The following is a 25,862-nucleotide window of genomic DNA, read 5'->3' as shown; positions in this document are numbered from 1 at the left end:
CGCGCAGGGGCGGCACCTCGAGGTGCCGCCCCTGCGCGCTTCCGTTCGGGACCCGTCCGAACGGATCCAGGATTGCAGGCGGGATGGCCGCCCGTCAGATTGTGCGCCGCCCGGGGCTACCGCCCCGCATGCAGGCACCTAGCAGACAACGATGCACGAACAAACGAAGGATCTGGAAGACAAATCCCCGCTGGCCCGCACCATCAGCAGCGAAACCCTTACGCCAGAACAGGCGCTGCACCTGCTCCGCGCGCGGGGCGTGCGGTATCTCCGCCTGGTGTTCACCGACATCTTCGGGACGGTGCGCGGCGTCGAGGTCACTCGCGCTCAGTTCGGGAAGGCGCTCGAGGGGCGCATTCTGTTCGACGGGTCCGCCATGGACGCAGACTTTCGGGTGGAGGAATCGGACATGTTGCTCCGCCCGGACCTTCATTCGCTCCGTGTCCTTCCCTGGGAGCGCGAGGTAGCCAACGTCATCTGTGCCGTCTACCGGCCGGACGGAGGTCGGTTCGAGGGGGACCCACGGGCGTCGCTGGAGCGGGCGGTGGCGAGTCTCGCTGCACTCGGCTACGAGGCACGGGTGGGGGCGGACCTGGAGTTCTTTCTCTTCCGCAAGGACGCCCACGGCAATCCGCTCCTCGCTCCCCATGACCGGGGCGGTTACTACGAGCTCGGACCCGGGGATCAAGGCGCTGTCGTGCGACGCGAGGTGATGGACGCCGTCGAGGCGCTGGGACTCGAGGTTCGAAGCGCCCTGCATGAGGTTGCGGCGGGGCAGCACCGGATCGAGCTAGTCCCGCTTCCCGCCCTGCGCATGGCGGACGCTCTGGCTGGATTGCGCGCAACGGTGCGAATGGTGGCAGAACGGCACGGTCTGCACGCTTCCTTCATGCCGAAGCCGCTCCCCGGCCTGAACGGCTCCGGGCTGCACCTCCACCACTCCCTGTGGAAGGACGGGATCAACTGTTTCTTCGACGAGGAAGCGCGCGACGAGCTGTCCGCCACGCTGCGCGCATACGTGGGCGGGTTGCTGCACCATGCACGTGCCTACTGCGCGGTCACTAACCCGTTGGTGAACTCCTATAAGCGCCTCGTCCCCGGCCACGAGGCGCCCGTCAACGTGGCCTGGTCGCTCCACAACCGCTCGCCGATGATCCGGATCCCCATGGAGCGGGGCGAAGATACCCGCTGTGAGGTGCGCATCGCGGACGCCTCGGCGAATCCCTACCTCGCGCTCGCGGTGCAGATCGCTACGGGCGCTCAGGGGCTACGGGAGGAGATGGATCCCGGCGAGCCGATCAACAAGAGCCTGTGGACGCTCACTCCGCGCGAGAAGCAGCGGCTCCGCATCAAGGAGCTCCCGCGCCACCTGGGAGAAGCGCTCGACGAGTTGGAACACGACCGGGTGACCCGTGCCGCGCTGGGGGAGTACATCTACTCCCGCTTCACACACGCCAAGCGGGAAGAGTGGCTCGATTACCTGGCGCACGTGCACCCCTGGGAGGTCGAGCGGTACCTGTAGGGAGGGTTCTTTCCGCGGCACGGCAGGAGATCAGCCCGTAGGGGCGATTTCGTGCAGGTGGCGTGGACCGGCGCGACGAATCTCGAGACGGCTGGGGTTCGATGGGTTACTCTCTGTCCTGCTGCCACTCCTGGACGATGGCGATCAGCCGCTCGGGAGTATTGAGAGCCGGCTCCTCGGTCACGCGCTCCAGCAGGTCGCGCAGGATCTCGCCGTAGAGCGGACCAGCGGGAATGCCGGCGGCACGAAGCTCGTTTCCCCCGATGGCCAGGTCCTGGACGGAGAGAGCGGGCCTGGCGCGGACCACCGCGCGAATGTGCCGCGCCGCCTGCAGCAACTCCTCGGAGCCTTCTCCTTCGCGGGCAATCGTGATAGCGCGGCGCAGACGCAGCACGTCGCGATAGTGATCCAGGCCGACCCGCCGCAGCCAACGCCGCACGTCCACGTCCGGCGCATCCGGCCCAGGGATGACAGCGTGCTGGGCCACCAGGTGCGCAACCCGGTCGGAATCGGCGTTGGATGCCTTGAGGCGCCGCATCAGCCGCCAGGCAATCGTGCCTCCGACTGCGGCGTAGGCGGGCACCCCCTCCTGCTCGACCTCGCTAGGGTCGTCGGTAGCCGGCCAGCCTACCAGATGCAGCAGGCCAGCGAGCCGTAGTACCATCCGGTGGTACGGAATCGCGTCCACCGTGGACAGCTGCACCTCCCAGAGGTCCCTCCCCGACGCGTCCTTACAGCCCACGCACGCCTGCAACTCGGGATACAGGGCGGCAAGCACCCCCGATCGCTCGTAGAGCCGCAGTGTGCGCGAGGGGGGCTCCTGCCCCCCGAGGACCTTATAGAGCTCCTCGCGGATCCGCTCAGCGGACAGGTTTCCGAGTCGATCCGCGGACGCCACCAGATCCCGCCAGGTTGCCTCGTCGATCTCGAGGTCGAAGCGGCCCGCGAAGCGTAGCGCCCTCAGCACCCGCAACCGATCCTCGGCAAAGCGCTCGGCCGGATCCCCCACCGTGCGGAGGACGCCTCTGCGCAGATCTTCCGCGCCGCCGTGCGGATCCCGCAGCTCCCCCGAAAGCGGGTTCCACGCGACCGCATTGATGGTGAAGTCCCGTCGCTCCAGGTCTTCGTCGAGCGAGTCGGCGAAGGCGACCCGGGCGCGGCGGCCGAACGTCTCCACGTCCCGCCGGAAGGTCGTCACCTCGTAGAGGTGCCCGTCCTTGCCCAGCACCCCTACAGTACCGTGCTCGATGCCGATCGGTACGGTTCGCTTGAACAGGCGCCGAACGTCCGCCGGCCGCGCGGCGGTGGTCAGGTCCCAGTCCTCGGGAGCCTCCCCGCGTAACGCGTCCCGCACCGCTCCACCCACCGCCCAGGTCTCAAATCCGGCCCCCTCCAGTCGGCGCGCGATGCGTCGCACCTCCGGAGGGGGTCGAAGATCCACGATATCCATCAGTTCCGCCCCACCCTCACAAGCGTCAAGCAGAACCGTATCAAAGCATTAGCGGTTGGCATCCAGCGGAATATTAGCTAGATTTCAGGATCACCCACATCGTTCAAGAGGCCTATGATCCTGTCGAAGTTCCTGGAGCGATCGCGTGCGTCCGAAAGCTTCCGGCGTGCAGTCCGGGAGTTCGTCCGAGACAACCGACCCAACGACGGTGTCACCTTCGACCCGTACTCTCCCCCTGTCAAGGTCGAGCGGACGCTCACGAAATTGCTCGAGCAACACCCGGAACTGGAGATCGAGCGGGTGGAGATCGACGGGAGCTCAGGATGCGAGTTTTACCGCGGGGAGATGCGAGTCCACACCCGAAACGGGCTGCAGGAGATTCGCTTCTACTGGGATTGCAAGTGGAAAGCCATGCAGATGGGGTGGACGGACTATTTCGGGTTTCCCGACCAGACGCGAGCGGCCCGTGAGTTCGGCCACGACTGCTTCCGCCAGTGGGAGCTGGACGGATCGACGGCCTGAACTGAATCAGCGGTCCCCCTCGATGAGGGGCCGGACGTCGGGTGCGCCCGTGCCGAGCGCCAGCATCAGCTCGATGCGCGCTTGCTGACCTGTCAGGTGATCGGCGAAGATCGCGCCCATTTCTTTCAGCTCGTGCCCGCCTCCGGCGTAAGCGTAGGTATCCAGCACGCGTCCGCGGAGGGATCGCGAGGTCACCACCACCGGCTTGCCGGCTTCCAACCAGCGGCGAATGCCGGGGATGACGGCGGGAGGCACGTTCCCCCGGCCCAGAGCCTCGAGCACGACGCCGTGCGCGCCGCTCTCCAGGCTCGCCTCGATCAGCCTCGAATCCGCCCCTGCCACGATCTTCACCACGTCCACCGGGACGGCGGGCGCCGGGGGCGCGAGGGTCGGCTTTCTGCGGGACTCACGGTAGAAGAGCACCTCCCCCTTGTCCACGATCCCCAGCGGCCCCCAGTTCGGCGACTGGAAGGTCCCGAATTCCTCGGTGTGCGTTTTCACCGCCTCCGCCCCCTGGATGATCCGGTCGTCCATCACCACCATCGCACCCCGCCCGTGTGCCTCCGCCGAGGCCGCCACGCGAATGGCTGCCATCAGGTTGGCGGGTCCGTCCCAGGACAGCTCCGAAATGTTCCTCATCGCCCCCGTGACCGTCACGGGAATCTCCGGTGGCAACGAGCGATCGAGCAGGTAGACGGTCTCCTCGATGGTGTCGGTGCCGTGAGTGACGACGATCCCCTGGGCTCCGGCGGCGATCGCTTCCAGAATGGCCGCACGCAGCGCCCACATGCGCTCGATGGTCATGTGGGGACCAGGGTAGCGCCCGAATTCGCGCACCTCGATCTCGGCGACCTCCTCCCAACCCGGGACGCGGGCGAGGATTTCCTCGCCGGTAAGGTAGGGGCGCGCACCGCCCGCATCGGGGTCGCTGCGCATGGAGATCGTGCCGCCGGTGGCGAAGAGAACGAGGTGGGGTCGCGAAGGAGGGTTTCGCGTGGCGCGCGAGAGGGGGTTGTCCGGCGCGGAGGGGTCGCCGGGTGGCTCGGTCAGGCCAGCGTCCACTTTCCCGACAGGTGCTCGGCGTGGTGCCGCTCGACCTCGAGAATGGATTCGGCGAGGGCGCGGGTCGTGGGATCCAGCTCTCTCCCTCTGGTCAGGAGCTTCTCGTAGCGGTCGACCTCCTCCGCCTCCCACTGCCTGGCCCGCGCCTCCCATCCATCGAGCTCGTGGTCGGCGTTGCGCCCCATAGAGACGGGCAGATCGGCAGGGGTGATCCCCAGCTCGATGAGCCGAGCGGTGAGTCGAGAGAGGTGGTGCTGCTCGTCGGCGTGAAGGTCGTGGAGTCGCTGAGCGGTTGCAGGATCACCGCGCTCTTCCGCGAGCACGGCGAGGCCCCGATAACGCATCGCCTGCTCCTTCTCTGCCGCCCGCAGTGCCTCCAGGTTTGCGACCGACGTTTCCGTCATGGTAGGAGTTCTCCCAGCCTGCGCTCACAGCGCGCCACCAGATCGTCGATTTGATCCGGCGCAAACGTCGCCTGCGCCTCGAACGCGTGGGTGAACAGGGCATCGGCCGCGAGAAGCGGCAGCGCATCCTCCCGGCCACCGCTGCCGCGCACCACCTGGTCGTAGAGGTGAAGGGCTCCGTCGACCAGCGCCTCGGGAGTGCCGCTCGCCTCCTGCGGCAGGGCTTTCACCATGCACTCCAGCAGGCTCGGAGGCACCTTCCCGACGCGCGAGCGGAGCCAGTTCTCGGCGGTGCTCAAGCCGGTGCGCCGGCGAGAAGACCGCGCACGATCTCGTCCACGCGATCGAGCGCTTCAGGCAGCCGATCCGGGTCGGATATCCCCGCCTGCGCCAGGTGCGGCCTTCCTCCGCCCTTGCCGCCCACGGCCGCCGCCACCTCGCGGACCAGGGTGTCCGCGCGAACGCCCCGCTGGATGAGGTCGTCGGTGGCCACCGCGTAGAGCGCGGCCCGCCCTCCCGGCCGCGCCGCTACCACGGCGACTCCGCTGCCCAGCCGGCTGCGCAGCTGGTCTCCCAGCTGCCTTCCTTCCTCCGCGCCCTCGAGCTCCACCTCGGCGGTGACGACGCGCACGCCGTCCACCTCCCGCGCGGCGGCAATCATTTCCGCCACCCGGTCGGCCCCGCCAGCCGCTCGCGCCCGCTCGAGCTGGCGCTGCAGCTCACGGTTCTCCTCCACTAGCGAAGTGGCCCGCTGGACGAGGTTCGACTCGCGGGTGCGCAGGATTGTCGCTAGCTCGCGAAGGGTCTGGCGATCTTCGAGAGCCCGCGCATAGGCCTCGGGTCCGGTCACCGCCTCGACGCGCCGCACTCCCGCCGCCACGCCTGTCTCGGAGACGATGCGGAACGCCCCGATCTGGCCAGTCGTCCGCACATGCGTGCCGCCGCAGAGCTCCATCGAGACACCCGGCACCTCTACCACCCGCACCACGTCGCCGTACTTCTCGCTGAAGAGCGCCATGGCTCCCCGCTTGATCGCCTCGGCGTAGGGGAGCTGGTGGGTGCAGACCTCGTAGTTCGCCCAGATCGCCTCGTTGACCAGCCGTTCGACTTCATTGATCTGCTCGGGGGTCATCGGCCCGGTGTGCAGGAAGTCGAAGCGCAGGCGGTCGGGAGCGACCAGCGAGCCCTGCTGCAGGACATGGTCGCCCAGAACCCGGCGGAGTGCGGCGTGCAGCAGGTGCGTGGCGGTGTGGTTCCGCTCGGTGTCCCGGCGGACGGGTTCCTCCACCTCGGCGCGCACCCGCCCCGGACGGAACTCGCCTTCGATGGGACCGAGCACAGCGATCTGCCCGCCCACCTTGCGCACTTCGTCCACGCGCATCCGCCAACCCTCGCCGATGATATGGCCGGTGTCAGAGATCTGGCCTCCGCTCTCGGCGTAGAAGGGGTTCTCCCGAAGGCGCAGTGCCGTCCGCGCATCCCCTACTCCGGGCGCCTCGCGATAGGCAATCACGTCGGTCTCGACCGAGGTGGCGCGATAGGCAACGAATTCCTGCTCGGCCCCGGGCTCGAGCTCTACCCAGCCGTCGGCGAGATCGTCTCCCATACCGATGCCCGCCGCCGCCCGGTCCTGCCGAGAGCGCTCCCGCTGACGCTCGAGCTCATTTTCGAATCCGGCGATATCAACAGTGTACCCGCGCTCCACGGCCATCAGCTCGGTGAGATCGAGCGGGAAGCCGTACGTATCGTACAGGCGGAAGACATCCTGACCGGAGAGGGTGCCTGATCCGCCTGGCGGCGCGATCTCATCGAAGCGCTTCATCCCCTCGTCGATGGTCGAGAGGAAGCGCTCCTCCTCCGCTCGGGTCGTACGCAGCAGGTGATCCCGCCGGGCCAGCAGCTCGGGGTACACGTCGGACATCCGCTCGATCACCGACTCGACCACGTGGACCAGCGTCGGCTCGCGCCGACCGAGGAGCCATGCGTGGCGCACCGCCCGACGGAGAATGCGCCGGAGCACGTAGCCGTGCCCCTCGTTGGAGGGGTACACTCCGTCGGCCAGGAGGAAGGCGGTCGCGCGTGCGTGGTCGGCGAGCACCCGGTAGCTCACCCCCTGCGGACTCTCGGCTTCGTAGGGGATGCCGATCCGGTCGGCCGCGGCGAGGATCAGCGGCTTGAACAGGTCGGTGTCGTAGTTCGACCGCACCCCCTGCATGACCGAGGCAATCCGCTCGAGCCCTGCACCCGTGTCGATGGACGGCGCCGGGAGCGGATGAAGCTCACCGTCGGCGTCGCGGTCGAACTGCATGAAGACGAGGTTCCAGATTTCCAGGAACTCGCCCCGGTCACCACGCTCGACGAACTCCTCCAGACCGATCGGGCTCCCCACCTCCCCCTCCGGCCGGAGATCGTAGTGAATCTCCGAGCAGGGACCGCAGGGCCCCGTTTCAGCCATCTGCCAGAAGTTGTCCTTGTCGCCCAGCCGGAAGATCCTCGTTGGAGATATCCCCGCGATCTCCTCCCAGAGCTGCGCCGCCTCATCGTCGGAGTAGTGGACGGTAACCCACAGCTTCTCGGGCGGCATCCCCAGCTCGACGGTGAGGAACTCCCAGGCGAAGCGAATCGCGTCGCGCTTGAAGTAGTCGCCGAAGGAGAAGTTCCCCAGCATCTCGAAGAAGGTGTGATGCCGAGCGGTGAACCCCACCTGCTCCAGGTCGTTGTGCTTGCCGCCCGCGCGCACGCACTTCTGCGAGGTGGTTGCACGGGTGTAGGGGAGCTTCTCGAGGCCGAGAAAGACGCGCTTGAACTGCACCATCCCCGCGTTGGTGAAGAGCAGCGTGGGATCATCGGCCGGCACGAGGGGCGACGAGGGGACGACTTCGTGACCCTGCCGGGCGAAATAATCGAGAAAGCGGGAACGGATCTCGTCGGCGCGCATGTATTTGCGGGAGCATGGGAATGTCGAGTCCGATAACATAACTCGCGCGCCACTTGCGGCTCAAGGTGTGACTCCCCCGGAAGCTCGGAACTCAGGGTGCGGCTCCCGCAAAGACAAAGGCGCCCCGCCCAGTGACGACAAACGGTGACGCCTGAACACAACGGCGCCCCCAATCGAAGACAACGGCTCCCTATCCAAAGGACAAAGCCGCTCGAACACGAGATCCCTGCTCGAGACGAGATTCCCACCGAAGGCGAAGTCCACGCTTGGAGACGAGTCCCTGCCTCAAGAACCAAACGGCGCCCCGTCGGAGCGGGGCGCCGTTTGGTATCGATACCGAAGCTTCTTGAATCGCGGAGCGCGATCAGTCGTCGAGCGGACCCGCCGAGGGTCCGTCATCCGTGGCGGCGGGCCCACCGCGGATGCCGAGGACCTCCTTCACCCGCGCCTCGATCTCCTGCGCGAGCGGCGGGTTCTCCTGCAGGAAGGCCTTGGCGTTCTCGCGCCCCTGCCCCAGCCGGACGTCTCCGTACGAGAACCAGGCGCCGGACTTCTGGATGATGTCCGCTTCGACGCCGACGTCCACGAGGATCCCGTAGTGGTCGATCCCGACGTTGAACATGATGTCGAAGTCCGCCTGCTTGAAGGGGGGCGCGACCTTGTTCTTGACGATCTTCACCCGGGTCTTGTTGCCGACCAGCTCGTCCCGATCCTTGATGGCGCCGATGCGGCGGATGTCCATGCGCAGCGAGGCGTAGAACTTCAGCGCACGCCCGCCGGTGGTCGTCTCGGGGTTGCCGAACATCACCCCGATCTTCTCACGGATCTGGTTGGTGAAGATGACGGCGCACTGCGACCGATTGATGGCCCCGGTGAGCTTGCGCAGAGCCTGGCTCATCAGGCGCGCCTGGAGGCCGACGTGGCTGTCGCCCATCTCCCCCTCGATCTCCGCCCGCGGCACCAGTGCCGCCACCGAGTCGATCACCAGCACGTCGATCGCGTTGCTGCGCACCAGCGTCTCCGCGATCTCCAGCGCCTGTTCACCCGTATCCGGTTGCGAGACGAGCAGGTTGTCGGCATCGACGCCGAGCTTGCGGCCGTACTGGATGTCCAGCGCGTGCTCCGCGTCGATGAAGGCGGCGATTCCCCCCGCGCGCTGCGCGTTGGCGATCACGTGCAGGCAGAGCGTCGTCTTCCCCGAGGACTCCGGGCCATAGATCTCCGTGATCCGGCCCCGAGGGATCCCCCCGATTCCGATCGCCGCGTCCAGATTGATCGCGCCGGTAGGGATTGCGGCGACCTGCACCTTCGGGCCGTCCACCCCCAACCGCATGATCGACCCCTTGCCGTGCGCCTTCTCGATCTGCGCAACCGCTACGTTCAGCGCTTTCTTCTTGTCTTCACTGACTTCAACCATGACCATGGGTCCTCTTCGGCTGCGGGTAGCGGCACGCCCATTGGCGCTCCCGGAGGTTCGCCAGCCGGCGAATTCCCGAACAAATTACGAAGATCCGGAGACCGACGCAAGCACGGAAGTCATCACCGCCTCGATTGCCTCTGCCGCCCGCTCGACCCCCGCATCGTCCACGTCTCGATGCAGCACTGCGCGCAGGCGCCGAGGGCCGAACTGCGTCATCCACACTCCTTCCGCGTGAAGGGCATCCAGCACGCTGAGCGCATCGGCCTCCTCCAGGTCCAGCATGACGATGTTCGTCTCCGGCTCCTCCACCACCAGGCCAGGGACGTGGCGCACCCGCTGCGCCAACCGACGGGCCCGCCGGTGATCCTCGGCCAGCGCCGCGAAATGATGATCCAGCCCGTACAGCGCCGCGGCCGCCAGCACGCCTGCTTGCCGCATCCCCCCGCCTAGCCGCCGCCGGATCCGCCTCGCGCTCTCCATCCGCTCCGCCGACCCCGCCAGCACCGCCCCCACCGGCGCTCCGAGCCCCTTGGTGAACGCCACCATCACCGTATCCGCCTGCTCTGCCCAGTCGCGCATCCTCCGCCCGGTCGCGACCGCTGCATTCGGGAGCCGCGCGCCGTCCAGGTGCACCGCCACACCGTGCTCTCGCGCCACCTCCACCAGCTCCCGCATGCGCTCCACCGGGAGCACGCGACCACCCGCCGCGTTGTGCGTGTTCTCCAGGCAGAGCAGCGACGTCTGGACCACATGCGGCGAGCGCGGCCGGATCGCTGCCTTCACCTGGCTCGCCTCCAGCAACCCATCTCGCGTCTGCACTCCGCGCAGCTGAACCCCTGCCCACGCCGCGCTGCTGCCTCCTCGTAGTTCAGCAGGTGCCCACCTGCATCGATCACCGCTTCCGTCCCCGGCCGAGCCAGCACCAGCACGGCGGTCTGGTTCGCCATCACGCCGCTGGGAAAGAAGAGCGCCGCCTCCTGCCCCAGCTCCTCCGCCATCCGACGCTCCAGCCGCTCCACGGTGGGATCGTCGCCCAGGACCATATCCCCGACTTCAGCCTCCGCCATGGCGCGACGCATGCCCGGCGTGGGGCGGGTTACCGTATCGGAGCGCAGGTCGACGATCTCTGGACGGTCACTCATCAGCAGGCGCGAGCACGATCGGAAGTGCGATCCCCAACCTACGCGGGGAAGCCAGGTGGGGGTAGGCGAACGGCTGCCGAAGGGGTCACGCCTCCCCCGATCCGTGACGCAGGCGACGAATCCACTCGTCGATAGAGGGCGGAATCAACAGCCGATCGGAGATCGCCGCGATCTCCTCCGCCTCCTGCCATGCCCTCTCCAGCTCGGCGAGCTCTCCCTCGAGCGCGCGGCGCTCCGCCTCCTCGTGGGCCGCCATCTCCAGCGCTAGGCGGATGTCGTACGGGAACTTTCCCACGGCCCCCTTCTCCCCGGCCGCCAGCCTGGCCGCGTTGCGGAAGGTCTCCTCGACACCACCCGAGTGCTCCAGGAAATCCACCGCGCCGGTCACGTGCTTTCTCGTTCCGCCGTACCGGTTGAGCGTGGGGAGGATGCCGGCAGCAGCGCGCACCGCAGCCTCCCCGTGATAGATCAGCTCCCGCTTGCCGGCACGCAGCTGGAGACGCCATTCCCCGTCCCGGTGCCGGAGCAGGCGGAGCCTGTCCGCGTCGCGCCGGCGCACCCGAACCGTTCCGCCCGACTCGTCCGGCAGGGTGGTAATCACCTTCTTCGGATCCCCGCGAACGATCCGGTCGATGATGCTGCCGTACACTCCTCCGAAGGCAGCCACGCCGATCCCCGCCGCCGCCCCGCCCGCGATCACCGCCCCCAGCACCCCCAGTCCAAGCCCAGCACCGATCAGCGCCTGCCGCCGTCGCCGGCCGAACTGGTCACCGTAGCGCCATGCCGCCATCTCCGGCCGCTGGGGCGACCCGATGCGCACCAGCTCCAGTCCTTCCAGGAGCCGCGCCAGGCCGATGTTCTCAGTGGAGACTCGCAGTCGGGTGTCGCGGAAACGCCGCTCGCACTGCTCGATGACCTCCCAGCGCTCCTCCAGCGGCGAGAGGTTCCAGCGGCCACACGATCGGCACACGACCCACAGGCGGCCACGAGCCGAGTCGAAGGCAATCCGCCGACCTACCGGGAAGTCCTCGAGCGCCTCGTTCGCGCCGAGGTTCGATTTGCAGAAGAGGCAGGTAGAGTACATGAAAAAAGGGAGAGTGGTGACGGAAGATCTCACCACTCTCTCGGTACGGAAGAAGTCTTCCGCGGGTTCCCGATCGATCTCGATCGCTACCGCTTTGCCGCCTCGAAGCGCCGCGCGACTTCGTCCCACCGCACCACGTTCCACCACGCCTCGATGTAGTCCGGGCGGCGGTTCTGGTACTTCAGGTAGTAGGCGTGCTCCCAGACGTCCAGACCGAGGATCGGCGTGCGCCCCTCCATCAACGGGCTGTCCTGGTTCGGGGTGTCGACCACCTGCAGCGATCCACCGTCCACCACCAGCCACGCCCAGCCACTCCCGAAGCGGCCTTTCGCGGCATTGTTGAACCGCTCACGGAAGCTGGCGAAATCGCCGAACGCGGAGCGGATCGCGTCAGCGAGAGCCCCGCTTGGTTCCCCACCCGCGTTCGGACCCATGATCTGCCAGAAGAGCGAGTGGTTGGAATGCCCGCCCCCGTTGTTCCGGACCGCGGTCTGGATGTCGCTCGGCACGCGGTTGAAGTTGCGCAGCAGCTCGTCTACGCTCTCGGGCGCCTGGAATTCGGGGTGCTTCTCCAGCGCGGCGTTCAGATTGTTGACGTAGGCCTGGTGATGCTTGGTATGGTGAATCTCCATCGTGCGCGCATCGATGTGCGGCTCGAGCGCATCGTAGGCGTACGGCAGATCCGGCAGCGAGTACTGGGCCATGCATGACCTCCGTTCTGTGGTGAGTTGAGCACTTCGAGACCGAGCCCTCTTCAACCCTGCGTCGGCGGGGCACGAAAACCCGCGCGGCATGCGCCGTTTCCCTGCCCCGCAAGGGACAAGCCGCCCCGGGGACGGTCCACCTCCAATGTACCAGCCGCCAGTTGTTTCGCCACCCGCCCTTTTGTACAGGTGCACGACCCGACCTCCTTCACCCTGAACGAGAACCGCCCCGAGCGGCCGACAGCCGCCCGGAGCGATAAACATCTTCCTGTACCTGTCTGCACGGCGCTCGAGCTTGGGAGCGCCTACCCTTGCCGCATCCGCTCGAACTGGCGCCGCGCTTCGGCGATTCGTCGACCGAGGAGCACCACGTACCCCAGGATCAACGCCCAGGCCACGCCGAAGGCGATGAAGACGTGCAGATAGGCACGCCTCTGGTCGGGCGTCGGCAGCGGATCGGATCCTCCAGCTCGGACCGCGGCCTCGGACCCTGCAGCGCCCCGGGGTTGTTCGGTACCATCCTGAACCGCACCGCTATCCAGACTATCCATTTGCAGCGCCACGCTCAGCGCCTCCTCGGCGCCTGGACTGCTTCGCGCAAGTTGGGCATCCGTGCCCGCCTGACGCGGTTCTGCCTCCGCGCTCGCCCGAGCCGGCTCGACATCGCTTGCTTCGACCTCCGCACCAACCAATGGCGGCTGGGCCTCCGTGCTCGCCAGCGACCTTTGCAGCTCAGCCTGCGCCGCCCACAGCGGTAGGGGAATAATCGCCGCCGCCAGCGCGATCACCACTACCCGCAGTGCACATCGCAGGGAACTACCCCGATCGCCGCGATCCAGGCCGGCCATGATCGCTACCCTATCGACAACCGGTCGACGTCGGCTGGTCAGTCGACTGGTTCGGTGCCCGCTCATCGCCGCGCCTCCCAGACCTCGAGCTCGCCCGCCAGGCGCTCCGCGCGCCGTCCCGTGGCGATCAGGTAGCCGATGATTGCGACCCAGGTCACCGCGAACAGACCAAAGACCGGCCACTGGGCGTGCATCGTCCGCGGTGGCGCGGCGCGGGGCGGTAGCCCGGTCGGCTCCTGAGGGCCATCGGATTCCGCCTGCACCGCTGGCCCTTGCTCCGCGGCGGGTGCCGCGGAGGGTAGCTGCGGAGCCGCATTCCCCATCGTGGGCGTGGTCGCCAGTGCCAATGCCGTGAGCAGCGCGATGATCGCCCCCTTCATCGCCGCACCGCCCCTTCCATCGAGCCGCCATCGTAACCCGCCCGGGCGCGCAGCAAATCCAGATGCCGCTTGAGGCGCTCGAAGCCGTAGCGGTAGAGCAGCAGGCCGGCGAAGAGAACGGTGAAGGCCAGCGTCGAAAAGAGCAGAGTCTGCACGATCTCCGGCGCGGCCGTCGGCCCCTCCGGGTTCATTACCACCGGCTTTGGGTGCTGAGTCCGGAACCAGTAGACGCTCATGTGGATCAGCGGGACGTCGGCCGCCGCGACCAGCGCCAGGATGGAGGCGAAGCGCTTGCCCTGCTCGGGGTTCTCCGCCGCCCCCCGCAGCATGAAGTAGCCGATGTTGATGAACCAGAGAATCAGCGTGAAGGAGAGCCGCGCATCCCAGACCCACCACGCCCCCCACGCCACCCGGGCCCAGAGCGGGCCCGCGGTCAGGGTCGCGGTGAGGAAGAGCAGCGCCAGCTCAGCCGACGAGACGGCGATCGCGTCCAGCCGGTCATCCCGCAGCCAGAGATACCCCAGCGAGCAGAGGGCGAGGATGCCGATCGCCAACTCGCCGAGCCAGGCGGTCGGAACGTGGATGTAGTAGATCCGCTGGATGATCCCCATCTCCCGCTCGGTGGGAGCGTAGAAGAAGACCATCCAGAGCGCGACCAGCACCAGCAGCCCGCCCAGCACCGTCAGCCGCACCGCCCATCGGCGAATCGGCTTCAGCGGGCCGAGATCCGATTGCACAACAGGGTCCATCCCCAGATCGGGTTCGAGTATCTCCACGGCGGCCGGCAGCCGCGACGCCTACTCACTCCTCCACCACCGAGGGGTACGCCAGCGTGCAGACCACCAGAAAAACGATGTCGAACGCAAGTAGCATCTTGAGGCTGCCCAAGACCTCGGCTGTGGGCCGCCCGACTAGCAGACGCTGCGTCGCGCTCGCGGCGTAGATAACCACGGGGATGACCAGGGGCAAGAGAAGCACCGGGAGGAGGGTCTCCCCCAAGCGCGTGCTGATGGTCATCGCGCCGAACAACGTACCCACCGCCACCACCCCCACGCTCGCGAGGACGACCACCAGCGCCAGGGTCGGCAGCGGATCCCAGAGGGGGAGCTGGAAGAAGAGGCCGTACACCGGGAAGATGATCAGCTCGGTGATCAGCAGCAGCACCAGGTTGGCCACCACTTTCCCGATGAAGAGCGCCCCGCGGTTCACCGGCGTGAGGAGCAGGCCGGTGAGCGCATCCTCCTCCCGGTCGACGACATACGCCCGACCCAACCCGAGCAGGGCCGCGAGCACGACCGTAACCCACAGCATCGCGCCGGCCACGTCGCGCACCGGCTCGGTCGGATCGAGGGCGAAGGCGAAAACCACCGCCACGAGGGCGGCGAACACGAGCATGCTGGCAATCCGCCCCCGCGACCGCAGCTCGAGCAGGAGATCCTTCCCCGCGATGATGCCCGCCTGCCGAACGAAGTCGAGCACGATCAGGCCAATCCGCCGACGCGCTCGGTGTAGACCCGCTCGAACGCCACCGGATCGATCGAGCTGCGGGGCTCGTCGGAGACCCACCGCCCGGCGACCTGCACCACCACGCGATCTGCGAGCTCCAGTCCCTGCGACAGGTTATGGGTGACCAACACTACCGCTCGCCGCCCGTCGCGCAGGTGATCGAGGACGCCGCGCAGCATCGCGGCCGCGTGAGGATCCAGGCCGGTGTACGGCTCGTCCAGGAGAACGATCTCCGGGTCGTGCAGCAGCGTCCGCGCGAGTGCCAGTCGTTGCTGCATTCCCCGCGAATAGGTGCCGACCCGGTCGTCTCGCCGCTCCCACAGGCCGACCTGCCTCAAGCCCGCCTCGATCCGCTCGGAGACTGCGTCCACCCCGTAGAGCCGTCCGTAAAGCCTGAGATTTTCGACCGCGCTGAAGTGTCCGTACAGGAAGGTCCGGTGGGAGAGCACGCCAATGCGACGACGCCACGCGGTCTCGTCGTAGTCCAGTGGAGCACCCGACAGCAGCACCTCGCCGCGGGTCGGTCGGAGCGATCCCGCAAGGAGCCGCAGAAGGGTGGTCTTCCCCGCCCCGTTGGGCCCGAAAATGGTGAGGAATTCGCCGGGGGAAAGGGAGAAGTCGATCTTCTGCACGGCGGGATGGCCACCGAACCATTTCTCCACGCGCCGCGCCTCGAGCACGGCGGCCGCGGCGGACCCCGTTCCCACGCGGTCAGACCAGCGGCCGGCCGCACCCGGCGCAGAAACGGCTCGCGGGCGGGTTCACGAAGCCACAGGAATGCCTTACGGGAGAGCTCGAGGCAGAAGGGCTTCCTGTCCCCTCGGCCCCGGCCCCGGCCGCGCCTCCCGCGGCCTCGGCGGCCGCGAGCGCAGCGAGGGCCTCGCGTTCGAGCTTCGCCTTCAGACGCTGATAGTCCTCGTCGTCCAGTTTGCCGCTTACGCGATCGTACTCGACTTCACGCAGCGAGGCGAGCGCCACGCGCCGCCGAGCTTCGGCGTCGACGAGTCGCGCCGGTGAAGCGTCCTCGAGCAGGGCGAGCCGGCGTAAGATCAGCGGAACCACCACCCAACCTGCTGCGAGAACCCCCAGAGCAACGGCAAATAGAAACAGCGTCAGGGCTCCACCTCCCCGGACCGTTCCCAATCGCGCAGGGCCGCCGCCAGCCGGTCCCGCTCCTCCTCGGTGAGATCGCTCTCCTCCTGGCGTTCACCCACCGCGGCGAGCGTCTCCTGCCCACGCCGCAGGCGAACGAAGACCAGCACCGCGCCGGCGAGCAGGAGCAGCGGGGTGGCGATCCACGCGAGCAGCCCCACGCCGCTGCGCTTCGGGAGGAGGCGCACCTCCTCGCCGTAGCGCGCGACCACGTCCTCGACGATCTGCTCCGTGGTCATGCCCTGCGCGGCGGCGAGCCGGATCGTGTCACGCAGGGCCGGCACGCTCGGGCACATGTCCACCGTGTGGAACGGGGTGACCGGCGAGCGGAGCCGCTCCATAGCCGCCACCGCCGTGCGCTCCTGCTCGGGGGTCAGCTTGGGCACCTGCAACTGCGCCTGGGCGGAACCGAGCGTCGTCGCAACCAGCAGCACCAGCGCAAAGACCACGCGCTTCATGCCGCCCCCACGAGGTCCGGCTCCGGTTCGCGAGCGGGCGCGGGAGCGCGCGCGGGCCGCGGGCGCACCGCTCCCGGTGCCGTCGGCCACATGGCGATCAGCGTCCCGATGGCCATGATCAGCCCGCCGAGCCAGATCCACGGAACGAGAGGGTTCACCAGGATCCGGAAGGTGGTCAGCGGCCGCTGATTCGTCCCCTGGAGCACAGCATTGGCGTCGTCCACGCCCGCCAGGATCACGTAAAGATCCTCGTTCCACGCCCGCTTGATCCCGACCTCCGTCGAGGTCTCCGGGCGCTGGCGGTAGGCGCGCTGCTCGGCCGTCATCACGCCCGCGGGGCGGCCATCCTTCGACACGTACAGCGAGGCGATCAGCTTGGTCATGTTCGTGGCCGTGTACCACGACATGTCCTGGTAGGTGAGCGTGTAGGTGTGACCGAAAGGCGAGCGGACCTGCGCCGTATCGCCAGGCTGGAGGACGAACTGCTCCTCCACGTCGTACGCCTGACCGGCGAAGCCCATGAAAGTCACGACGAGCCCCGCGTGCACGATGTATCCGCCGTACCGCCGCCGGTTGCGCTGGAGCAGCGAGAAAAAGGCCTTCACGGTGCCCTCCTTCTCGATCGCTCTACGTGCACGGGTTCCCTTCTGGAACTCGATCACGATCGTCGCCATGACGAAGGCGCCGAGCGCGAAGGTGAGCAATGCCTGCGCGTGGCGCACCCCCTGGAGCCACAGCGCGGCCCCCACCAGCACGCCCGCCACCAACGGGAGCGTGAAGTTGCGCTTCAGGTTGCGCGGGCTCGCCCGCCGCCAGGCGATGATCGGCCCGATGCCGAGCAGCGCCAGCAGCATCAGCCCGATCGGGATGTTCACCCGGTTGTAGAAGGGCGGACCCACCGAGATCTTCTGACCGAAGATCCCCTCGGAGATCAGCGGGAAGGTGGTCCCCCACAGCACCGCGAACATCGCCCCCACGAAGAGCAGGTTGTTCGCGAGGAAAGCCGCCTCGCGCGAGAGGAAGCTCTCCACTTCGGCTTCCGGGCGCAGGCTGTCTCGCCGCCACCACGTCAGGCCGGCACTGACCAGCGTCAGGAGCGAGAGGAAGCCCAGGAAGATGAAAGCGATGGTGGTGTTCTGGGCGAATGAGTGCACCGACTCGATGAGCCCGGACCGCGTCAGGAAGGTGGCGAAGACGCTGAGCAGGAACGTCCCCAGGATCAGGTAGACGTTCCACATCTTGAGCATCCCCCGCTTCTCCTGGATCATCACCGAGTGCAGATAAGCGGTGCCGGTGAGCCAGGGAAGCAGCGACGCGTTCTCGACCGGATCCCAGAACCAATACCCGCCCCAGCCGAGCTCCACGTACGCCCACATCATCCCGAAGATGATGCCGCACGTCAGGAAGAACCACGCGAGCAGCGTCCAGCGGCGTGTGGTGGTGATCCAGCGAGTATCCAACCGCCCGGTCAGCAGCGCCGCGATCGCGAACGAGAAGGGGATCGTGAAAGCGGTGAAGCCCAGGTAGAGCGTGGGCGGGTGGATCGTCATCCAGTAGTTCTGGAGCTGCGGGTTCAATCCCTGACCGTCGGCGGGAGTGAACGGGAGCAGCTTGAACGGATTGGAGGCGAAGACGATGACGACCAGGAAGAAGGCCAGGACGGTGAGGAGCGTCCCTACCACAAACGGCATGAATTCGCGATTCCTGCGGCGATTCTGAACCACCGCGAGGGTCGCGAAGAAGGCCAGGAGCAGCGCCCAGAAAACGAGAGAGCCGGTCTGACCCGCCCAGAGGCCCGCAACCTTGTAGAAGGTTGAAAGCTCCCGGTTGGAATATCCGGCGACGTACTGGTACTGGTATTCGTTGCGAAGGAAAGCGGCGATGATTGCTCCCGCAGCGATCGCCAGGAGGGCGAAAACCGCATAGACCGAGCGCTCGGCGGAGAGAACGAGGTCACCGCGGCGGACTCGCCCACCCAGGAAAGCCGCGCCCGCTCCCCATATCGCGAGAGCGAGCGCGATCCAGAGAGCTACGCCGCCAATCTGTGTCACGTCTGGTATGCCTCCGGGCCGGCTTCGTAGCGAGAGCCGCACTTCGTGAGGAGGGTCACTGCTTCGAACTCACCACCCGGGCTGTACTTTCCCTCGACGACCACGTCCCCACCCTCCTGGAAGGTATCGGGCAGCGGGCCCTGGTAGTGCACTGGAAAACGAGTATCCGGATTCTCGATGTCGGCCAGGATGAAGCGGAGGTCGAGGTTGCGCTGGTCGAAGTGGACGGTCCCCGGGACGACTCGCCCTCCAACCTTCACGCCCACCTCTCCGTAGCTGGGATCCGCGGCGGCCTTCGCCACCAGCTCGGTGGGCGTGTGGTAATAGACCATCGAGTCCTGCATGCCAGTCACCATGAGGTAGCCGACCAGGCCCGCGACGACCACACCCCCGACCAGGAACTTCCGTTGCTTCTTCACCTTGGCCTCCGCCAGACGAGTGCGTGCGAATGCCCGCAATATAGCCCCGCATCAGGGACGGTGAAAGGGCACGCACCCTCGCGCCAGATCGGACAGAAATCGAATCCGGAGGTCGGCTTTTACCCCTCGGGGGAGGTCAGGTTGCACTCGTGACGACGCACTGTGGACACACTCTGGCCGGCGGCCACCGGAAGTTCGGCCGCCCGGTCACCTCACCTGGAGCATCACGGCGGTTCCGGCGGCGATCCCCGCCCCATCCCAGACGAGGTCTTTGATCGAAGCGGTGGCACCCGGAACCCGTGAGTCGCGCACCTCCTTCCACAGGCCCAGGGCCCCCGCGGCACCCGCGCCGGCATACGCGGCCGCGCGCGCATCCAACCCGAGCATGCGCGCGCCGCTGGCGCTGATGGTGGTGGCAGCGAAGGAGGTGAAGAAATGCTTGACCTTGTCCTCGGCGAACCAGTGGTCCGGGGGCTCCTGCGGGGAGAGGCTGAGGCAGAGGCAGAAGAGAAAGCCCATGGGAGCGCTCACCGCGTGGCGGGGACGAGACCCTGTCCGAAAGCGTAGCGCCAACCGTGCCGACGCAGCAGCTCCAGGGTGCGAACGACGGGCAGCCCCATCACCGCGAAATAGTCGCCCTGGATGGATTCGACGAGCGCCGAGCCAAAGCCCTGGATGCCATACGCGCCCGCCTTGTCCATCGGCTCCCCCGTGTCCGCGTAGTCTTCGCATTCACGGTCGTCGAGAGGGCGGAAGCGCACGCGAACCGGCTCCACGGCGGAATGAATCCGTGTGCCCTGCGCCACCGCCACCGCGGTGTAGACCTCGTGCTCCCGGTCCGCCAGGCGGCGCAACATGCGCACCGCCTCGGCGCGATCGGCTGGCTTGCCGAGGACGAGGTTGTCGATGATGACGATCGTATCGGACCCGATCACCAGAGCGTGAGGGTATTCCCGGGCGACCGCGATGGCTTTCTCCCGGGCGAGCCGCTCCGCGTGCACGGCCGGCATCTCGTCGCCGCGGTAGCTCTCATCGATCTCGGCCGGAACGATCTCGAAGCTCAGTCCCAACCTCGAGAGCAGCTCGGCGCGCCGAGGGGAGCGCGAAGCGAGGATCAGCGAGGGCGCTTGGTTCATCATCCAGGGGTGGTCGGCAGCGGGCGCATAACGCGTAACGATCTCTCTCGCGAGCCGCATCCGGCGTGCTCGCCACTCTTGCCGCGCGAGTCCGGTCTCAGCGCTCGAGCACCAGCGTCACGGGGCCGTCGTTGACCAGCTCCACTTTCATCATGGCTCCGAAAACGCCTGTTTCGACATGGCGCCCGGGCTCTCGCAGCAGCTCGATGAACCGCTCGTACAACGGGATTGCGATATCCGGCGGAGCGGCTTGAATGAAGCTCGGGCGGCGGCCCTTGCTGCTGTCTCCATACAGGGTGAACTGGGAAACGACGAGCAGACCGCCGCCGACCTCATCGACGGACAGGTTCATCTTCCCCTCCGCGTCGGAGAAGACCCGCAGCCCGGCGACCTTGTCGGCCATCCAGCGCAGCGCTTCCTCCGAATCCCCTTCAGTGAACGCCACCAGCAGCAGCAGCCCCCGCCCGATCTCCCCGGTCACCGTGTCGTCAACCGTCACGCGCGCCCGGGACACCCGTTGAAGTACGACACGCATCTCCGCCGTTCTCCGAACTTATTGTCTTCCAGCTTCTCTCCGATGAAAGCGAAACCGCCCCGCGATGGGCCGTGGGGCGGCATCCTGCGGTCACGCCATGGCCGGCGGGCGAGCTGCTCCGCGGCGACGAGCCTACTCGACCGTCACGCTCTTGGCCAGGTTCCGCGGCTGATCCACGTCACACCCCCGCAGTACGGCGATGTAATACGCCAACAGCTGCAAGGGAATGGCCGCCAGGATGGGAGTGAGCGCGTCGTGGGTCCGCGGAATCTGGATCACGTGGTCCAGGTGCCGAAGCAGCTCGGTATCCCCCTCGGTGATCACGCCCACCACGCGACCTCCCCGGGCCTTCACCTCCTCGATGTTCGACTTGACCTTGTCGTACACGGCGTCCTTCGGGGCGATCACCACGACCGGCATGTTCTCGTCGATCAGGGCGATCGGGCCGTGTTTCATCTCGGCCGCCGGGTATCCCTCCGCGTGGATGTAAGAAATCTCCTTCAACTTGAGCGCTCCCTCCAGCGCCCCCGGGAAGTTGTAGCCGCGACCGAGGTACAGGAAGTTGGGGTGATCCTTGTATTCCTCGGCGAGCTCCTGGATGGCTGGAGCCAGCGCCAGGATCTCCGCTACCTGTTCCGGGAGCCGGCTCAGCGCCCGCACGATCTCGCGGCCACGGGAAGCGGGGAGCGTTCCCCGCAGGCGGCCCAGATGGACCGTGAGCATCGCCAGCACGACCACCTGGGAGGTAAAGGCCTTGGTCGAAGCCACACCGATCTCCGGACCCGCGTGCAAGTAGATGCCGGCGTCGGTTTCGCGGGCGATGGTGGAGCCGACCACGTTGACGATTCCCAGCGCGGTGGCTCCCTGCTGCTTGGCCTCCCGCATCGCCCAGAGGGTGTCCGCCGTCTCCCCCGACTGACTGATGGCGATGGCGAGCGTGTTCGGCTCGATGACCGGTCGGCGGTAGCGGAACTCCGAGGCGTACTCGACCTCCGTCGGCACGCGGGCGATGTCCTCCAGCATGTACTCGCCGATCAGGCCACTATGCCACGAGGTGCCGCAGCCGAGGATGATCACGCGCTCGATCTGTTTCAGCTCCTCGTCCATCCCGGTGAGGCCGCCCAGCTTCACCGTCCCCTCTTCCTCCAGCAGCCGGCCCCGCATGGTCTCGCGCAGAGTCTGGGGCTGCTCCATGATCTCCTTGAGCATGAAGTGCGGGTATCCCCCGCGCTCCACCTCCCCGAGATCCCATTCTAGGCGGTTGATCGGCCGATTCACCGGACCCTGACCGCGGCGGTGGATCGTGTATCCGTGCGCCGTGATGGTGGCCATGTCACCGTCGTCGAGATAGACGACGTCGCGGGTGTGCGCGATCACCGCGGCGGCGTCGGAAGCGACGAAGGTCTCGTCGTTCGGGCCGACGCCGATCAGCAGCGGGCTGCCCAACCGCGCCGCGACGATCTTCTGAGGGTCACGCGTGGACAGCACCGCGATGCCGTAGGTGCCCTCCACCTGGCTCAGCGCCGCTTCGACCGCCCGCTCCAGGGACTCCCCCGAACGTCCGTCAGTGCGGTTGTAGCTCTCCTCGATCAGATGCACGAGGACCTCGGTATCCGTATCCGAGGTGAACTGATGTCCGAGCTCCTGGAGCTTGCGGCGCAGCGTGGCGGCGTTTTCGATGATGCCGTTGTGCACCAGCGCGATGTCGGCGTTCTCGCCGACATGCGGGTGAGCGTTCTTCGTGGTAGGCGCACCGTGTGTTGCCCACCGGGTGTGGCCGATCCCGTACACCCCCGAGACCGGTTTCTCCTCGAGCAGACGCGCCAGCTCGGCGATCTTGCCCGCCTCCTTCCGCACCTGGATAGCGCCGTTCGACACCACCGCAATGCCGGCCGAGTCGTATCCGCGATACTCGAGACGACGAAGGCCCTCGAGCAGCAGCGGAGCGACCTGGCGACCGCCGATATAGCCAATGATCCCGCACATTGATTCTGGTGTTCTCGGGTGATTCAGGAAGCGGGCAGGGCGGCGCGCAGTGATTCCACCAGCGCCTCAGCCTCTTCTCGGGTAGGTGCCTCGGCAATGATGCGGACGATCGGCTCGGTGCCGGAGGGCCGCAGGTGCGCCCAGCGGCGCTGCGCGGGCCAGGAGAGCCGCAGACCATCCTGGCGGTCGGCCTCGGGAGCGGCCAGTCCCACGGTCAGGGCGGTGTACGCGTCCTCCAGCGAACCGTCGGGACGCGGCAGCTTCTCCTTGACGATCTCGTAGTGTCCGATCTCGGCGGCGATCTCGCTCAGTGGGCGATCTTCTTCGGCGAGAATCTGCATGATCAGGGCCGCAGCCACTGGCGCATCCCGGGTGAGGTGAACGTCGGGAAGTATGACGCCGCCATTCCCTTCTCCGCCCACCGTGGCGCGCTCCGCCTCCATGCGTCGCGCGACGTTGATCTCCCCGACCGGCGCCCGGATCAAGCGAGCCCCCGCGGCCTCCGCCACGTCGTCCAGCAGGCGACTGGTAGAGAGGTTCGTCACCACCGTCCCGGGTCGGTGCCGCAGGACCAGCCGCGTAGCCAGTGCCAGCGTGTAGTCCTCTCCGATGGCGCGACCCTTCTCGTCGACCAGGGACAGGCGGTCTACGTCCGGATCGGTCGCCAGCCCCACCACCGCTCCGCTGCTGCGCACCAGCGCTTCCAGCTCTCCCAGGTTGGCCGCGATCGGCTCCGGCTCGCGCGGGAAGCGGCCGTCCGGCTCGAGGTTGATCGCCTCGACTTCGCAGCCAAGCTCGTCGAGCAGACGGGTCAGGATGGCGCCACCCGCGCCCCGCACGCAGTCGAGGGCAACCTTGAAGCGGCGGGACCTGATCCTCACCACGTCCAGGAAGGGGATCGCCAGGATCTTGCGCAGATGCCGCTCCACCGCGCTGTCATCCTGCCGGTATTCCCCGAGCGCATCCCAACCTGCCCGTGGAATTTCCCCGTCCAGCAGCGAGCGCATCTGCGCGCCCTGTTCCGCATCGAGGAACATGCCCGACGGGCCGATGAACTTCAGCGCGTTCCATTCGATCGGGTTGTGACTCGCCGTGACCGCGAGGCCACCGGCCGCCCCCAACTCCTCCACCATCAGCTGAATGCTTGGCGTCGGGGCAATGCCGACGTCCACCACATCGCAGCCGACGGATTGCAGGGCGGCCGTGGCCGCGCGGGCGAACATCGGTCCCGACACGCGCGAATCGCGTCCGAGCACAATCGTGCGCCCGGGGCCGTTTGCGGCGGCATACGCGCCGAAAGCCGCGGCAAAATGGGAGATGACCTCCGGCGTCAGCCCCTCGCCGACGCGGCCGCGCACTCCGGAGACGCTCACCATCAGCTTCGATGTATCCATCACCCGTCCTTGACGTTCACAATGATCTGCTGGCGCGACGGGGGGCGCCGCGCTGCGCGGTCCGAATGTAGATCCGGGTCGGGGCGAGTCAAGCGAAGTGCGGAAACCACGTGTGAGTACGGCCCGGTCTTCGCGGTCCCGCCCGATGAGACCTTGTGCACGCGGACTCGGAGAAGCACTTCCACGACCCAAGCACTACCCGATCGGCAACCATGCCCGCAGCCCTCACCGACGTCCTCTTCGACCGCGCGGCGAGAGATCCGCACCGCCCAGCGATCCTGATGCCGGAGCTCACCCTCTCCTATCGCCAGCTCGCGGCAGAAGCCGCCGGCATCGCCCGGCTTCTCGTCGCCCTGCAGCTCGAAGGCACGCGCATATCCCTGCTGCTGCCCAACGTGCCGCGATTCGCCAGCGTCCTGTACGGAGTGCTGGGCGCCGGGGGAACCGCGGTCATGACCAACCCGGTGAACTCGCCGCGCGAGGTCGCGGAGCAATTCGCCGACGCGGGTGTGAGCGCGGCCTTTACCACCGAGACCCTGCGACACCTCCTTCCGCCGGATGCCCAAGTCCTGATCATCGACTCGCTGCCGGACGCCGTGCGCTCCGTGACAGACCACGAGGAGCGTGTCCTGCCGCTACCGGCCGCCGACATGCTGCCGGTGCAGCCCCTGGATGGTGACGCGCCCGCCGCGATCCTCTTCACCGCGGCGGAAGAAGGGCGCGCCCGCGGCGCGGTGCTCAGCCACCGGAACCTCCTCGCCAACCTCCGCTCGACGGTGGAGATGATGCGCCTCTCCGAGGAGGACCGATTGCTCGCTGCCATCCCGCAGGTGCACGCCTTCGGCCTGACGGTGAGTCTGAACGCCGCGCTTGCCGCGGGCGCCGCGATCGTCCCGGTCGAACGCTTTCACCCGGTGAGGACGCTGGAGCTGATGCAGCAGACGGGCGTCACGGTATTGGCCGGCGTACCGGCCATGTATCTGGGGATTCTGTCCGTGCTGGAACGGAGCCCGACCCCGTCACACACCCTCCGCATCACCCTGTCCGGAGGTGCGCCTATCCACCCTGGAGTGCAGACCCGCTGGGAGGAGAAGCTCGGCATCCCGCTCCGCCAGGGTTACGGTCTCACCGAAGCGAGTCCGGTTTGCCTCTTCAATTCCCCGGACCCGCCCAACCGGCCGGGAACCCTCGGCCGGCCGGTTCCCGGGGTGGAGGTTGCCGTCCTGGACCCGCATGGCGAGCCCCTGCCACCCGGCGAAGTCGGAGAGATCTGCGTGCGTGGCGAGAACGTGTTCGCGGGCTATCTCGACGGTTCCTCGCGGAAGCATCCACCGTCGCGGGGAGGCTGGCTGCGCACCGGCGACCTCGGTCGGCAGGAGGCCGACGGCTTCATCCGCTTCGTCGGTCTGCTCAAGGCCATGTTCACCCGTTCCGGCTTCAACGTCTACCCGCGCGAGCTGGAACGGGTGATCGAGGGGGACGAGCGGGTCGCACGAGCCACCGTCTACGCGCAGCCCGACCCGGTGCGGGAGAACGAAATCGTCCTGCAGGTGGACGTGGCACCGGGTGCGAGCCTCACGGAGGACGATGTGCGTGAGATCTGCCGCAGCCAGCTGGCGGCGTACAAGCAGCCGGCGAGAATCCTCATCCAATGAAGCCGCGCCTGGAAGCCGCGCCGCTGCCTTTGGGGAGCAGGGTGGCGCCGGATACCGGCCTCCGGGGGTGGCGACGGGCCGATGACCTCGGGTA

At 67.5% G+C, this 25,862-nt stretch carries 25 protein-coding genes and 1 pseudogene; 3 read left to right on the top strand and 23 right to left on the bottom strand.

Annotated elements, in window-relative coordinates; genetic code table 11:
• The first annotated feature begins 151 nt into the window (after window positions 1–151).
• A complete protein-coding gene (glnA, locus tag VF167_12405) occupies window positions 152–1,522 on the top strand; it encodes a type I glutamate--ammonia ligase (GenBank protein ID HEX6926213.1) in 1,371 nt (456 codons plus the stop codon).
• A 106-nt stretch (window positions 1,523–1,628) separates the two neighbouring features.
• On the opposite strand, the gene VF167_12400 is transcribed toward glnA, so the two are convergent.
• On the bottom strand, window positions 1,629–2,963 hold the full coding sequence (locus VF167_12400) for a CCA tRNA nucleotidyltransferase (GenBank protein HEX6926212.1): 1,335 nt from the start codon (window positions 2,961–2,963) through the stop codon (window positions 1,629–1,631).
• A 123-nt stretch (window positions 2,964–3,086) separates the two neighbouring features.
• Here VF167_12400 and VF167_12395 point away from each other — a divergent pair, with 123 nt between their 5' ends.
• Window positions 3,087–3,494 carry a hypothetical protein gene (locus tag VF167_12395; GenBank protein HEX6926211.1) on the top strand — a complete coding sequence of 136 codons (408 nt, stop codon included), beginning with the start codon at window positions 3,087–3,089 and terminating at the stop codon, window positions 3,492–3,494.
• A gap of 6 nt (window positions 3,495–3,500) precedes the next feature.
• Here the strand turns inward: VF167_12395 and VF167_12390 are convergent, their stop codons facing one another.
• From VF167_12390 to glmM, 22 genes and pseudogenes are all read right to left on the bottom strand, one after another.
• Window positions 3,501–4,556, bottom strand: coding sequence for an asparaginase (locus VF167_12390; GenBank protein ID HEX6926210.1), 1,056 nt, complete (start codon window positions 4,554–4,556; stop codon window positions 3,501–3,503).
• The gene (locus VF167_12385; GenBank protein ID HEX6926209.1) at window positions 4,541–4,960 is read right to left on the bottom strand and encodes a ferritin-like domain-containing protein; all 420 of its coding nucleotides are present in this window, start codon (window positions 4,958–4,960) and stop codon (window positions 4,541–4,543) included. The genes VF167_12390 and VF167_12385 overlap by 16 nt, the downstream gene beginning before the upstream one ends.
• Window positions 4,957–5,259 (bottom strand): hypothetical protein, encoded by a 303-nt coding sequence (locus VF167_12380; GenBank protein ID HEX6926208.1) that lies wholly within the window; start codon window positions 5,257–5,259, stop codon window positions 4,957–4,959. Before VF167_12380 ends, VF167_12385 begins: the two co-directional genes overlap by 4 nt.
• Window positions 5,256–7,898 (bottom strand): alanine--tRNA ligase, encoded by a 2,643-nt coding sequence (alaS, locus tag VF167_12375; GenBank protein ID HEX6926207.1) that lies wholly within the window; start codon window positions 7,896–7,898, stop codon window positions 5,256–5,258. Before alaS ends, VF167_12380 begins: the two co-directional genes overlap by 4 nt.
• 364 nt (window positions 7,899–8,262) lie before the next feature.
• Window positions 8,263–9,315: a recombinase RecA gene (gene recA, locus VF167_12370; GenBank protein HEX6926206.1), complete on the bottom strand. Its 1,053-nt coding sequence runs from the start codon at window positions 9,313–9,315 to the stop codon at window positions 8,263–8,265.
• A gap of 84 nt (window positions 9,316–9,399) precedes the next feature.
• A pseudogene (locus VF167_12365) lies at window positions 9,400–10,385 on the bottom strand (GntG family PLP-dependent aldolase).
• Between the two features lie 160 nt (window positions 10,386–10,545).
• Complete coding sequence (locus tag VF167_12360) at window positions 10,546–11,544, bottom strand: hypothetical protein (protein HEX6926205.1); 999 nt, start codon at window positions 11,542–11,544, stop codon at window positions 10,546–10,548.
• A gap of 86 nt (window positions 11,545–11,630) precedes the next feature.
• Window positions 11,631–12,248 carry a superoxide dismutase gene (locus tag VF167_12355; protein HEX6926204.1) on the bottom strand — a complete coding sequence of 206 codons (618 nt, stop codon included), beginning with the start codon at window positions 12,246–12,248 and terminating at the stop codon, window positions 11,631–11,633.
• 305 nt (window positions 12,249–12,553) lie between these two features.
• On the bottom strand, window positions 12,554–13,162 hold the full coding sequence (locus VF167_12350) for a CcmD family protein (GenBank protein ID HEX6926203.1): 609 nt from the start codon (window positions 13,160–13,162) through the stop codon (window positions 12,554–12,556).
• Window positions 13,159–13,476, bottom strand: coding sequence for a CcmD family protein (locus VF167_12345; GenBank protein HEX6926202.1), 318 nt, complete (start codon window positions 13,474–13,476; stop codon window positions 13,159–13,161). The genes VF167_12350 and VF167_12345 overlap by 4 nt, the downstream gene beginning before the upstream one ends.
• Window positions 13,473–14,225 carry a cytochrome c biogenesis protein CcsA gene (ccsA, locus tag VF167_12340; protein ID HEX6926201.1) on the bottom strand — a complete coding sequence of 251 codons (753 nt, stop codon included), beginning with the start codon at window positions 14,223–14,225 and terminating at the stop codon, window positions 13,473–13,475. Before ccsA ends, VF167_12345 begins: the two co-directional genes overlap by 4 nt.
• A 52-nt stretch (window positions 14,226–14,277) precedes the next feature.
• The gene (locus VF167_12335; GenBank protein ID HEX6926200.1) at window positions 14,278–14,955 is read right to left on the bottom strand and encodes a heme exporter protein CcmB; all 678 of its coding nucleotides are present in this window, start codon (window positions 14,953–14,955) and stop codon (window positions 14,278–14,280) included.
• Between the two features lie 2 nt (window positions 14,956–14,957).
• Window positions 14,958–15,689, bottom strand: a complete 732-nt coding sequence (gene ccmA, locus VF167_12330) for a heme ABC exporter ATP-binding protein CcmA (GenBank protein HEX6926199.1) — start codon at window positions 15,687–15,689, stop codon at window positions 14,958–14,960.
• A 4-nt stretch (window positions 15,690–15,693) separates the two neighbouring features.
• Window positions 15,694–16,044 (bottom strand): zinc ribbon domain-containing protein, encoded by a 351-nt coding sequence (locus tag VF167_12325; GenBank protein ID HEX6926198.1) that lies wholly within the window; start codon window positions 16,042–16,044, stop codon window positions 15,694–15,696.
• 50 nt (window positions 16,045–16,094) lie between these two features.
• On the bottom strand, window positions 16,095–16,592 hold the full coding sequence (locus VF167_12320; protein ID HEX6926197.1) for a cytochrome c-type biogenesis protein CcmH: 498 nt from the start codon (window positions 16,590–16,592) through the stop codon (window positions 16,095–16,097).
• Window positions 16,589–18,643, bottom strand: coding sequence for a heme lyase CcmF/NrfE family subunit (locus VF167_12315; protein HEX6926196.1), 2,055 nt, complete (start codon window positions 18,641–18,643; stop codon window positions 16,589–16,591). Before VF167_12315 ends, VF167_12320 begins: the two co-directional genes overlap by 4 nt.
• A complete protein-coding gene (locus VF167_12310; GenBank protein ID HEX6926195.1) occupies window positions 18,640–19,062 on the bottom strand; it encodes a cytochrome c maturation protein CcmE in 423 nt (140 codons plus the stop codon). The genes VF167_12315 and VF167_12310 overlap by 4 nt, the downstream gene beginning before the upstream one ends.
• 207 nt (window positions 19,063–19,269) lie before the next feature.
• Entirely contained in the window at window positions 19,270–19,581 is a 312-nt protein-coding gene (locus tag VF167_12305) for a hypothetical protein (GenBank protein HEX6926194.1), read from the bottom strand.
• Between the two features lie 8 nt (window positions 19,582–19,589).
• Entirely contained in the window at window positions 19,590–20,258 is a 669-nt protein-coding gene (locus VF167_12300; GenBank protein HEX6926193.1) for a Maf family protein, read from the bottom strand.
• Window positions 20,259–20,295: 37 nt separating this feature from the next.
• The gene (dtd, locus tag VF167_12295) at window positions 20,296–20,733 is read right to left on the bottom strand and encodes a D-aminoacyl-tRNA deacylase (protein ID HEX6926192.1); all 438 of its coding nucleotides are present in this window, start codon (window positions 20,731–20,733) and stop codon (window positions 20,296–20,298) included.
• A 132-nt stretch (window positions 20,734–20,865) separates the two neighbouring features.
• A complete protein-coding gene (gene glmS / locus VF167_12290) occupies window positions 20,866–22,719 on the bottom strand; it encodes a glutamine--fructose-6-phosphate transaminase (isomerizing) (GenBank protein ID HEX6926191.1) in 1,854 nt (617 codons plus the stop codon).
• 23 nt (window positions 22,720–22,742) lie between these two features.
• Entirely contained in the window at window positions 22,743–24,113 is a 1,371-nt protein-coding gene (gene glmM, locus VF167_12285) for a phosphoglucosamine mutase (protein ID HEX6926190.1), read from the bottom strand.
• 212 nt (window positions 24,114–24,325) lie between these two features.
• On the opposite strand from glmM, the gene VF167_12280 reads away from it, so the two are divergent.
• The gene (locus tag VF167_12280) at window positions 24,326–25,768 is read left to right on the top strand and encodes an AMP-binding protein (protein ID HEX6926189.1); all 1,443 of its coding nucleotides are present in this window, start codon (window positions 24,326–24,328) and stop codon (window positions 25,766–25,768) included.
• Window positions 25,769–25,862: the final 94 nt, after the last annotated feature.

This window comes from Longimicrobiaceae bacterium (assembly GCA_036375715.1).
Lineage (GTDB): Bacteria > Gemmatimonadota > Gemmatimonadetes > Longimicrobiales > Longimicrobiaceae > DASVBS01.
Note: the sequence above shows the minus strand (reverse complement) of the source record. Positions and strands in the feature narration are given on the sequence as shown.